The sequence below is a fragment of the Clostridium sp. AM29-11AC genome, assembly GCF_003480545.1.
Lineage (GTDB): Bacteria > Bacillota > Clostridia > Lachnospirales > Lachnospiraceae > Otoolea > Otoolea saccharolyticum_A.
Map to the genome: position 1 here is coordinate 100,537 of NZ_QUJI01000005.1, position 11,808 is coordinate 112,344.

Consider the following 11,808-nt stretch of genomic DNA (forward strand, 5'->3'; position numbering starts at 1 on the left):
CCCGAAGGCTACTGGTCATGGTTGAAGGTCGCTTCCAGCTGGCTCATCAGGGAGCGCAGAGTGTTTACCACCTTCTCATAGTCCATACGCTTGGGACCGATAATTCCTATGGTTCCCCGCAGTCCGTCGCCCAATACATAATTGGCTGTCACGACGCTGCAGTCCTTCATAGACTGAACTGGAGTCTCATCTCCGATATAAACCTGAATGCCTGTATTCTCCTGGCCGTCTCCTTCATCTGTAAACAGATTTTTAAGAAGCTCTTTCTGCTCCAGAGTTCCCAGAAGCTCACTGGCCTTCTGTCCGTCGCTCAGCTCAGGGTACTTGAAAATATTCGTGGTTCCTCCGGTATAAATCTGAAGATCCTCCTCATTTGCCCTGATAGCCTCTGCAACCTCATTGAGCACCAGATCCACGATCTGCCTTCTGCTTCCCGCCTGTTCCTTCATCTTCGTGATGACGCCCAGATTAATCTGATCGGACGTCAGCCCGTTTAACGAGTTATTCAGCAGAATGTTCAGGTTCAGAAGCTCTTCCTCACTCAGCTCTCCATCCAGATCCACCATGGAATTCTTAATGATATTTCCCTCAAGAACTGTCACAATCAAAAGCTTTCCTGCCTCCATCCGCGACAGCTGGATAAATTTGATCTTGGTCTGATGGTACTGCGGCCCGCTGATCATCGTGGCATAATTGGTATTCGCCGCCAGGATAGTGGCAAGCTGCTTGAGCAGCAGTTCCACCCGGTCAACCCGCTGTATCATCAAGTCCTTAATCTCCGTCACCTCGTCGTCCTTTTCCCTGATAATCTGATCCACATAGAAGCGGTATCCCTTATCTGAGGGAATCCTTCCGGCCGAGGTATGAGGCTGTATGATATAGCCCAGCTCTTCCAGGTCTGACATCTCATTCCGAATGGTGGCAGAACTCAGGTTCAAGTCAGAGTATTTTGAAATTGTCCGGGAACCTACCGGTTCTCCGGTCTCCAGATAGGTCTGGATAATCGCTTTTAATATCTTTTCTTTTCTCTCACCCAGCTCCAACTGCCTCATTCCTTTCTGTCAGTTTCCTGTTCTGTTAGCACTCAACACTAAGGAGTGCTAACATCTACAGTTGATACTATATTACTTCTATAGTATTTTGTCAACAGATTTTGGAAAAATTTTTTATAATTGCACCTTAATCTGATCTTAGCTTGACATTTAACATTTTTGTAATATAATAATAAACAGATTGTAACAAACCATAATCTCTATGAAATAATTCTGATTGTGAGGAAAAATATGAAAAAAAGATTAAGCCACGGATTGTCCGCCGCAGTTTTTTCTGTCGCTCTTATGGCAGGCGCAGCTTTTACCTCTTACGCTGAAGAGACAGCAGAGGCCAGCGGTCCCGCCGCAGAGGTTTCCGCATTTTCTGAGGAGACATCTGATCCTGTTAAGACAGCAGAGGGCAGTTTTCTGGGAGAGTTTGACATCACCGCCTACTGCGGATGCCAGAAATGCTCCAAGGGAAATTTACTTACCTACTCTGGCACAGCCCCTCAGGCTGATCACACGATATCGGCAAACTTAAGCGTCTTTCCTATCGGGACACAGCTTCGGATCGGAGATACCGTCTACACAGTAGAAGATACGGGATCCGGTGTGGGCAGAAATCACCTTGATATTTATTTTGATTCACATGAGGATGCCCTGGATTATGGGCGCCAGACAGAAAAGGTCTATGCCGTTGAATAAAAAACTGAATAATGAGAAATAAGAACGGATGTCCGGTATTTTCCCTGGGAAGGTACCGGACTTTTTTCGCTTTGAGGGAAAGACCCCGCTGCGTTAAAGCATAAGCATACTGGTTCCTGATGTTTCTTTCTAATATAGAACATAAACGTTCCGCTATGGATGCGCTCTCCGAAAACAGCGGGCGCTCTCCCCTTGACAAATGGAAAAATCTATGTATAATGTTTTCTTACGGCCATAAATATTACAGAATTATTACATTTTGTCACTTTTTGTAACATTTTTTATTTTTTCTGTAACATTTCTCCGCGGCACTGCTGCCGCTATTCCGGCCGCAAGAAAGGAGCGCTCTATGTTAAAGACGCTGAAACTTTTTTTACTTACGATTACCTTTGCCCTTCTGGGTGCCTTTTCGGCTTTTGCCGGAGAGGACTCCTGCGGGCATCTCGATTTTCTCAACGAAACTGGTGTGTCAGGCTGGTGTTATCAGAACAGCCAGCCCTCCTCTCCGGCTGATTTCACCCTGCGCATTGCCAATGTGCTGACAGGAGAAACCGTCCAGGAGATCCCGGCCACCACTTCCCTGTCCCGCCCCGATCTGGAATCCAGAACAGGCGCAGAGAGCACGCCCGGCTTTTTCGTTTCCATCGACTGGGAATCCCTCGGCAGCGGTCTGTACACCGCTTCAATTGTGAGCAATGGAAAAACCGTGGGAAACTCACTCTCCTACCACGTCTCCGGAGCAGACGGGCAGAGCGGGCTTTTGGAGGGCATCTCCTCTGTCCAGAACCTGGGAAATTTCCGCATTACCGGATACTGCTCCTGCCGAAGCTGCAGCGCCGGTTGGGGCGGGCGCACCAGCTCCGGCACCATCGCCGCCTCCGGCCGCACTGTAGCCGTAGACCCGCGGGTAATTCCCATGGGAAGCCGCCTGCTTATCAACGGGCAGGTCTACACAGCCGAGGACACAGGCGGCGGAGTAAAGGGCAGCCATATCGACATCTACTGTGACTCCCACGCTCAGGCCAGAAGCCTCCCCTTCCAGAATGCCCAGGTATTTCTGCTCAGCTAAAATTTCTGCAGAACACAGCCGGCCTTCTCAGTCTTCTCAGTCGTTTGTCAGGTGCAGCCTGTCCAGGATATAGAAAATCAGGCTCAGGATCATTCCCGTAACACAGGCCAGAACCATTCCCGTGAGCTGAATATTTCCGATATTGACTGCGATGCCGGAGAGACCTGTCACAAAGATCACAGAGGTCAGAGCCAGATTCCTGGATTTTCCATAGTCCACCTGGGAATCCACGAGAATGCGCAGACCCGAGGTTCCAATCATTCCATAGAGAAGGAAGGAGATTCCCCCGATCACGGGGCCCGGAATGCTGCTGATCAGCATGGACAGCTTTCCTATAAAGGAGCAGATAATGGAGAGCACTGCAGCGCCTGCGATCACACGGACACTGTAGACTCTCGTGACAGCCATAACGCCGATGTTTTCTCCATAGGTTGTAGTTGGAACTGAACCGATCAGTCCTGAGATCATGGTAGAGAGATTGTCTCCTAAAAGGGAGCGGTGAAGCCCCGGATCCTTCAGAAGGTCGCGGCCTACAATCTTTCCTGTCACTACCTGGTGGCCGATGTGCTCCGAGGTGATGACCAGAATCACCGGCAGAAGAATCATAATTGCCTCTGCATTAAATTTGGGAGCTGAAAAGTTCGGAAGGGCAAACAGCGGAGCGCTTACTACCTGCGAAAAATCCACCAGCCCCATGCAGAGGGACGCTGCATAGCCTGCGATAATGGCAATCAGAATAGGGATAACCGATAAGAATCCCCGAAACAGTATGGAGCCAAATACGGCAACTGCCAGAGTCAGCAGGAATACAATCACCTTCTTTGGATCCAGGACTTCGTCGAGAAGGCCTGCGTTGCCGGCAGCCGTTCCGGACAATTCCAGACCGATAAGTGCTACCACAGGTCCCATGGCTGCCGGCGGGAGCACCACGTCAATCCACCGGGAACCGAATTTGCAGATCACAAAAGCCAGGATACATCCCAGAAATCCCACGGCCACGAAGCCTCCCAGAGCATAGGAATAGCCGAACTTTTCAATCACAAGGCCGGCCGGCGCCAGGAATGCGAAGCTGGAGCCCAGGTAGGCGGGAGCCTTTCCCTTAGTTAAAAAAATGAAGAGAAGCGTTCCCACTCCATTCATAAACAGTACAATCGCCGGATTAATGCCAAACATAAAAGGAACCAGCACCGACGCTCCGAACATGGCAAACATGTGCTGGATACTTAGCGGGATGAGAAGATTAACCGGCACCTTCTCCTCCACCTGAATAATACGATGATTTTCCATCTTTCCCTCCTGTCTCTTTCAGGATAATTTTTTCTTTTATCCTGTATTTTCTGCTTGTTCCGAATAATCATACAACATTTTTCCCCTTCATTCAACTTTATCATATTTCAGGCGGCATAAATTTTACACCGCAAGAATCCCCCCGGGAAATTCCCGGGGGGATTCTCGCAGAAAATACTTATGAAAATACATTTATCTCACCAAATGCTGAGCAGGCTGGGGCTAGGCTCTCGCCATACAGGAGCGGATCAGTTCCGCCGTTCCCTCGATTCCAAAGCGGGAGCTGGTGATAATGAGATCGTAATCCACCCGGTCGCCGCACTCGGTAACAGAATAAATATCCCTTATTTTGCTTCTCTTCTCATCCATCTCGGCAATCTTCTTTTCCGCTTCCTCGCGGCTGTTCTTTTCGCTGGCCATGGCCCAGCGGATCTTGCTCTCCATATCAGCCTTGACAAACACATTGATATTTCTGTCACGCCCCTGGAGCACGCCTGCTGCGCAGGTTCCCACAAATATGCAGGATCCTCTGTCAGCCAGGAATTTGATCGCCTCCCTGTGCATCTGATGCCTCTTCTCATCCTCTGTCATACCGTCCCCTGTCACCAGATGATTTTCCTCTGCCACCTTTATCAGAGCTTCCCTGTCATAGAGTTCAATGCCGGTATTCCTGGACAGCCATTCTGCAATCTTTCGGCCGTTGCTCCCATACTCTCTCTCAATACAGACTGTTTTTCTTGCCATAATTTCTATCCTCCTGATTTTTCTGCTTTTGCCTGCCGTCCTGATCAGGCCATTCTGTTTCATTCTTCAGCGCTCTTCTTTCGCTTTTCCTTCTCTCTCAACTATCTGGCCTTATTATACGTTATTTTTTTAACGATTTCCAATATTTTATTTTTATCAATTAATAACTTTTATGTTATGATTTATCCTTTTATGCCTAAAATTTTTCTTTTGTTTTTTCTTTTTTTCAGCTATAATAGAAAAAAATCCAGTGTTTTTTACCGGTGACAAACAGTTAATGAAAAGTAACTTTGATATGATTTTTAACAATTTCCCGCTGTCACTTCTGCCTTATTTCTGCAGACATTTCTGCAGAGCGGATGACGAAGCGGCGAGACAGAAAAGAGGATGATCTATGGAACTTCTACAGCTGCGCTATTTTCTGGTGGCGGCAAAATACCAGCACATGACGAAGGCCGCCGAGGTTCTCCAGATTGCCCAGCCCGCCCTGTCCCAGTCCATCAAGAGGCTGGAACAGGAGCTTGGAGTTTCCCTCTTTGAAAGAGAGAAAAGGAATATCCGGCTCAATGACGCCGGGCGCTTTCTGGAACAGAAGCTCCTTCCCATAATGGCTGCCCTGGATGAAATCCCCTCGGAAATACAGAAAAAGGAGCGGATGAACCAGCGCACGATTCACTTAAATCTTCTGGCGGCTACCCGTCTGGTGACAGACTGCATTATCGCCTATAAGGAGCTTCACCCGGAGATCATGTTCCGCCTGGTCCAGAATCCGGATCGGGAGCATGATGATATCTGTATCTCCACAGCCTTTCCCGGAACTCCCCTCCGATACGGCGAACAGCTGCTTTTGCAGGAACGGTTTTTTATGGCTGTTCCGGCAGGCTCCCCCTACGCAGGGCTGGACGGCGTTGATCTGGCCTGTCTGAAGGACGAGGGATTCATCAGCCTGTCCAACAACCGGCCCATCCGTAGAATCTGCGAGCGCTTCTGTCTGGAGGCAGGCTTTGCATGCCACACGGTCTGCGAGACGGATAACCCGGAATCGGTCCGGAACCTGATTGCGGCAGGCCTGGGCGTCGGCTTCTGGCCGGAATATTCCTGGGGGCTGCTCTCCACTCCCAAAATCCGGCTTCTTCCTATTATAAACATGCACTGCAGCAGAGATATTGTCCTGACACGCCGTTCCCACGGCACATCCGAGAAAGCCGCAGATGATTTCTGCCGTTTTCTCGTAAATTACGCTCATGCGGAGGGAAGCAGTGCTGACGGAAAAGTAAGTCTCAGCAAAGACATGGACAGTCGCTGAAAAGAAACTGCTTTTCACATTTTTTTGTTTTTTTCTTGACACCTGCTTTTGGTTGTGTTACAACTAATCTGTAAAAAGAACATTCGGTAGGTGAGGCTACCACAGGGATAAGGGTTACTGCCGGTTAAAGGTGGAGACACCTCTAATCAGGTCAGCAGTCTGTGTCGCTGTAAGGCGCAGAATAATGTAATTTCACGCCCTGTGAAGCTAAAGCTTGAACGGATCGGATACGCAGTATGAGTCCATATCATTCGCTCAGGCTTTGATATGGGCTTTTTTATTTGTGAACAGTTCTGTGAAAATCCTGTCACAGCAGGCTCTGCCTGTATCTGTTCCAATCCTGCCTCTGTTCTTCAGACGTACCCGAAAGGAAGTGAATGTATGGACGGCGACGGTCATCCTGATACCGCAAAACTGAATATCCGGCTTTCTGTGGCTGTCCCTGCTCAGAGCATACAGACCTGATGCAGCGGCCTTTTTGCGCCCTGCGTCTGCTTTCAGCGCCTGTCAGGCTGCTGATATTCTGCAAATCTGATGATTTCTCTGTTCTCACAGCCAGAAGTATTCCGGCATATTCACCCAAATGACAACTGAATAAAAGGAGGATATGAATGTGAGAAGACATGAATTCATCAACGAAGAGATTGTAAAAGAGATCATCCAGTTTATCCGGGGAGAGCATGACAGAGAAGCACTCCTCTCACGTCTGGACGATTATCACGACTACGACATTGCACAGGCTCTGGAGGAGATGACTCCTCAGGAGAGAAAAGAGCTGTACTCCAAGATGGGCGAGGAGTGGACGGCCGAAATCTTTTCCTACTATGATGAGCCTGAGACTCTGCTCACAGAGCTTGCCCCCAAGGAGGCGGCAGGCGTTATTGAGCACATGGATTCTGACGACGCTGCCGAGCTTCTCGAGCAGCTTCCTGAGTCCTTCCACGACAGCATTGAGGCAAATTTAAGTGAGGAAACCTCCGGCGATATCCGCCTTCTCTCCTCCTATGGAGATGATGAGATCGGAAGCCTGATGAGCACAAATTATATCTCTATCTGCTACAGACTGTCTGTGAAGGAGGCCATGCGGGAGCTGATCCGCCAGAGCGCCGACAATGACAATATCACGACGCTCTATGCGGTAGATGAAAACGGCTGCTTTTACGGGGCCATTGACTTAAAGGATCTGATTCTCGCCAGAGAGTACACGCCCCTTGAGAGCATTATTGTCAACTCCTACCCCTTTGTCCACGACCATGACGATCTGGAAGAATGTATGGACTGGATCCGGGACTATGAGGAGGACTCTCTCCCTGTTCTCAATTCTGAGGATCACCTGGTGGGCGTCATCACCGTTCAGGATATTGTAGACTACATGGAGGCTGAATCCAAGGAGGTTTACAACAAGCTGGCCGGTATTGCTGAGGGCGACGGCGACAGCGAGGATATGAAGGAGACCCTGCTCACCAGCATGAAGAAGCGCCTTCCATGGCTGGTGGCCCTGCTCTTCCTGGGAATGTTTGTTTCCAGTGTGGTTGGCATGTTTGAGGGGATTGTGGCCAAGATTGCCATTCTCATCTGCTTCCAGTCGCTGATCCTGGATATGGCAGGCAATGTGGGAACCCAGTCCCTGGCTGTAACCATCCGTGTTCTCATGGATGATGACATCACCTTCAAAAAGAGGCTTGCTCTTGTGTGGAAGGAGGTAAAGATCGGAATCGCCAACGGCGGGCTGCTGGGCATCGTGGCTTTTGTCTTTATCGGCATCTACGTATGTATCTTTAAGGACAAATCCCTGCTTTACGGCTTCTCTGTTTCTGCCTGTGTGGGAGTCTCCCTGGTTCTCGCCATGGCAATTTCCAGCTTCGCCGGCACGGTAATCCCGCTGTTTTTCCACAAAATCAAGGTGGATCCGGCGGTAGCCTCCGGCCCCCTTATCACAACGGTCAACGATCTGGTTGCCGTTGTCACCTACTATGGAATGGCCTGGCTGATGCTGATCCAGATCTTTCATCTGGCATAGGCGGACAGAACACAGGCTGGAAAGTTTGTTCTAATGGTACAAAGAATCCTGCCTCGCAGGATTCTCCGCCTGCGGCGGGGCTGCAAAGCAGCCGTATTCCTCTCCAACCCAGTGCGATCCCCGCGAAGCGTTTTTATATAACAGGGAACGAAGTTTCCTGTTATGTAAAAAAAGCTCCGGTTCCTGCCGTAAAAGGCGGGAGCCGGAGCTTTTTTGCTCCCAGCGTCGCTCTTAAGCTGCCTCAATCTCTGCCTGAGCTGCCCTAATATGTCCCATCTCTCTCCGAATGAGAATCATGGTAGTGATAAAGGCGGCAAAGTCGGCTATCGGGCCTGCAAACATAATTCCCTCAATGCCCCAGACCAGAGGAAGAATCAGAATCAGGGGCACCAGGAAGAATACCTGGCGGGTAAGGGATAACACAACCCCCTTCACCGGCTTTCCGATGGCTGCAAAAAAGTTGGCCGAAATCAGCTGAACCCCATTTATGATAACCATAAAAAGGAAAATTCTTAAAAATTTGATGGCAAACTTAAAGTAGAGGGCATCTCCCGTTCCAAAGAGAGCGATAATCTGTCTTGGGAATAGCTGGAACAGCAGAAATCCGATACCGGAAATAATCAGGTTGCAGGTGATGGCAAGGCGGTAAATCCCGAGCACCCTCTCATACTGTCTGGCCCCGTAGTTAAATCCGATAATCGGCTGGGAGCCCTGGGAAATCCCGATGATGACAGCCAGCAAAATGGCATTGGTTTTCATGACAATTCCGCAGCTGGCGAGGGGAATCTCACTTCCGTAAACGGAATGGGCCCCATAATAGGTCAGAGAGTTGTTCAGCACAATCTGGACAAAGGTGATGGCAAGCTGGTTTAAGCTGTTGCTCATTCCCAGGGAAGCAATTTTCAGGCACACGGGAAGCCTGAGCCTGAAATGGCTGCGCCGAAGCTCCACATGGCTGAAGCGTCTCAGATAATTCAGAGCCATCAGGCAGGAGAATACCTGTCCAATCACCGTGGCGAGAGCGGCTCCCGCTACCCCCTGGTGCAGCACAAAAATGAAAATCGGGTCCAAAATGGTGTTGATCACTGCTCCCACCAGCATGCAGGTCATGGAATACTTGGGGCTTCCGTCCGCCCTGGCCAGGTTGCTTATACCGTTTGTCAGAATCAGGAGAGGCATTCCCACTGCAGTGATTCTGGTATAGCTCTCTGCGTAGGGCATGACATCCTTGGTGGCTCCGAATACGGTGAGAAGGGGATGGAGGAATAATTCGATCAGCACCACGTAGATGACGCCAAACAGCACCATCATGCAGACGGCCGTTCCCACTGCCTGGGCGGCGCTTTCCTTTCTCCCCGCCCCCAGCTCCAGGGAAAAACGGGATGCGCTTCCAATTCCGATTAAAAGAGCAATCGACAGACAAATGGTGGTCAGGGGATAGGCCACATTGGTGGCTGCATTTCCCAGATAGCCGACACCCTGTCCGATAAAAATCTGGTCTACAATGTTGTAAAGTGAGCTGACCAGCATGGCGATCACGCTGGGTACTGCATAGCTTTTAAGGAGCCTGGGCAGCCGCTCATAGCCCAGAGGATTTCCCTCTCTCGTGTGTTTTACTGCTTCTGTCATTGGTATATATCTGCCTTTCTTTTCATAGGGTTTCACGATTCACGTCTGATGATTATAATATAAAACGCCTGCAGGTGCAAGGCGTTTTTGAGGGTGAAGGCAGATGATAATTCTGAAAAAACAGACCGTTCCCTGTCAGAGGCCAGCTGCTTCTGAATAAACCAGCGATGATAATCTCACCCAAAAAAGCAGGAAGATATGAACGCTGTCAGTCCGGCGCCGAGGCGAAATTGACCGGCTGCGAGCCGTCAGAGGCAGAGTTCGCCATAGGTTCTCTCAAAGTAAGTTTCTGTCTGGCCGAATACCCCATCTCCAGAAACTCTCCAAACACGCCCTCTATCCGCTCGGGATGGATTACCAGAAGATAGAGTCCCTGCGGCAGAGCGGCTACCGAACCTCCTTCTTCACTCCTGTGCGCCCGATATTCTTCAAATTCCCCATTTCCCGGCTCTGCCACCTGAGCAGTTCCGGTTATCTGAATCCCTTTCACTGAATCAAAATCTGTGTATGGCTCGTAAACCGCCACACTGACCCGATCATTATCTCTCAGCGCCGCGAATTTCAGGCCACCCTCTGTGATAATCCACAGACGGCCTCTGAAGTATTCGTATTCTAACGGGGTGCACCGCACGAAATTTCCGCATCCTGTTGCCAGAGCACAGGTGTTGTGGGATGTAAGAAATTCTTCTATTTTTGATAGGAGCTGTTTCGGCTCCATTTGTTTTATTTCTGATTCGCGGCTTATCCAGAATTTGGCCGCCCGGTCATACTCCTGTCGATTCATAGCTCTCCTTCCTTTCCCCCAGAAGATCCCGTCTTGTTTTTGCGCCGGTCTTACGCTGGTCTTTCACTGTGCAGGCGTCTTCGGATACGCGTTTCAGCTATCTGAGCTGGGGTATGGCTGTCATTTTGCACCTCTGTGAAAGAGGACAACGAGAATTGTCTGGAAAATTACTTCTGTGTACTGCAGCATTTATCATCCCTCTACCTGCCCATCCTTCTTTTTCTTAATGATATAAGCCAGATTTTCCAGACTATCCAGTACAGCCTGCTCCGTGTACAGTTTGGGCTCAGCCAGCTGAATGCTTTCTTTATATCTAGTTTTCTCTGATTGATATGGTACATATCACTTCTCAGCAGATACACGTTTCCATCTAAAACCATCTTCCAGCACCACCTGATATTTTTATGAAGGGGATTTTCCTGAAGGCTGAAGAAATTCATCTGTGTAAACTTCCCCAACTGAATCAGATACCGCTTCATATTGGCTATGGCAGGAGGATATCCTGTCATCTTCGGCTGTCTGAGGCGCCGGCACATATGGCTGGCGGAAGCTCCAGGCTGAAATTCTATTAGTATGTATCTGCTCCCGCCCATGGTAAAGTCCCTTCCTTCTTTCAGTTCTTCCAGAAGCTCCTCTGAATCCATAAGCTACTGCCCTAAATATGTTTTAAAATTGGAGTCTATTTTCTCTGACTCTTTTTGAAGTTCCTGTGCCAGCTCTCTGAGCTGCACTGTATGCTATCCCCGAGGTAGTGGAGGCGATGATACGACGGAGCCCCTGGTTATATATCATCTGAAGCATCTGTATGGCTTCCTCCAGACTTTCATCACCATCATTGACATCTGAAATAGTATGAGCATGCACATCTGCAAGTTTCGCTTTTACCTCTCTCTTCTTCCTTTCAGTCCGCCATCTTCCACTTTTTACCACATAATAAGAATAATGTAGTAATAATGATAGTTACATTTCAGATAATTTAGCATTATTTTCTATAATTATAGCACGAAAACTAGGTAAGTCAATTGTTTTGAGCAGGGAAAAATGACTCCTGGAAAACAAAATGTTCGTTTTGTGTATTAACCGTTTAGCAAATCAACTTTTGAAGCTGCAATCTGACTTCTAATTAACAACATAATTCTTATTTTGTCATATTTTGCTGTATTTTCTCGACTTTTTCTTCATCTGACAATTTTTTAGATAATCAGCTCCATATCTTCAAGAACTTTTTCA

General features: G+C 48.8%; 10 protein-coding genes and 1 riboswitch. Of the genes, 4 read left to right on the forward strand and 6 right to left on the reverse strand.

The window, feature by feature from the left end; all coding sequences use genetic code 11:
* Window positions 1-8: 8 nt before the first annotated feature.
* On the reverse strand, window positions 9-1,052 hold the full coding sequence (gene hrcA, locus DW757_RS05645) for a heat-inducible transcriptional repressor HrcA (protein ID WP_008398700.1): 1,044 nt from the start codon (window positions 1,050-1,052) through the stop codon (window positions 9-11).
* A 231-nt stretch (window positions 1,053-1,283) separates the two neighbouring features.
* On the opposite strand from hrcA, the gene DW757_RS05650 reads away from it, so the two are divergent.
* Together DW757_RS05650 and DW757_RS05655 are read left to right on the forward strand one after the other, a co-directional pair.
* Window positions 1,284-1,739 carry a 3D domain-containing protein gene (locus tag DW757_RS05650; protein ID WP_015574794.1) on the forward strand — a complete coding sequence of 152 codons (456 nt, stop codon included), beginning with the start codon at window positions 1,284-1,286 and terminating at the stop codon, window positions 1,737-1,739.
* A gap of 349 nt (window positions 1,740-2,088) precedes the next feature.
* Window positions 2,089-2,808, forward strand: a complete 720-nt coding sequence (locus DW757_RS05655) for a 3D domain-containing protein (protein ID WP_008398698.1) — start codon at window positions 2,089-2,091, stop codon at window positions 2,806-2,808.
* 36 nt (window positions 2,809-2,844) lie between these two features.
* Here DW757_RS05655 and uraA read toward each other — a convergent pair whose 3' ends face one another.
* Complete coding sequence (gene uraA / locus DW757_RS05660) at window positions 2,845-4,095, reverse strand: uracil permease (RefSeq protein WP_008398697.1); 1,251 nt, start codon at window positions 4,093-4,095, stop codon at window positions 2,845-2,847.
* Window positions 4,096-4,317: 222 nt separating this feature from the next.
* Window positions 4,318-4,839, reverse strand: a complete 522-nt coding sequence (locus DW757_RS05665; RefSeq protein ID WP_243033409.1) for a cytidylate kinase-like family protein — start codon at window positions 4,837-4,839, stop codon at window positions 4,318-4,320.
* A gap of 394 nt (window positions 4,840-5,233) precedes the next feature.
* On the opposite strand from DW757_RS05665, the gene DW757_RS05670 reads away from it, so the two are divergent.
* Both DW757_RS05670 and mgtE read left to right on the forward strand, forming a co-directional pair.
* Complete coding sequence (locus tag DW757_RS05670; RefSeq protein WP_118751215.1) at window positions 5,234-6,145, forward strand: LysR family transcriptional regulator; 912 nt, start codon at window positions 5,234-5,236, stop codon at window positions 6,143-6,145.
* 75 nt (window positions 6,146-6,220) lie between these two features.
* Window positions 6,221-6,376: riboswitch (M-box (ykoK) riboswitch) on the forward strand.
* A 376-nt stretch (window positions 6,377-6,752) separates the two neighbouring features.
* Window positions 6,753-8,165, forward strand: coding sequence for a magnesium transporter (gene mgtE / locus DW757_RS05680; RefSeq protein WP_015574792.1), 1,413 nt, complete (start codon window positions 6,753-6,755; stop codon window positions 8,163-8,165).
* Between the two features lie 231 nt (window positions 8,166-8,396).
* On the opposite strand, the gene DW757_RS05690 is transcribed toward mgtE, so the two are convergent.
* From DW757_RS05690 to DW757_RS17905, 3 genes are all read right to left on the reverse strand, one after another.
* A complete protein-coding gene (locus tag DW757_RS05690; RefSeq protein ID WP_118751217.1) occupies window positions 8,397-9,794 on the reverse strand; it encodes an MATE family efflux transporter in 1,398 nt (465 codons plus the stop codon).
* Window positions 9,795-10,002: 208 nt separating this feature from the next.
* The gene (locus tag DW757_RS05695; RefSeq protein WP_118751218.1) at window positions 10,003-10,578 is read right to left on the reverse strand and encodes a pyridoxamine 5'-phosphate oxidase family protein; all 576 of its coding nucleotides are present in this window, start codon (window positions 10,576-10,578) and stop codon (window positions 10,003-10,005) included.
* 200 nt (window positions 10,579-10,778) lie between these two features.
* Window positions 10,779-11,222, reverse strand: a complete 444-nt coding sequence (locus DW757_RS17905; protein ID WP_347559967.1) for a CpsB/CapC family capsule biosynthesis tyrosine phosphatase — start codon at window positions 11,220-11,222, stop codon at window positions 10,779-10,781.
* Window positions 11,223-11,808 lie beyond the last annotated feature (586 nt).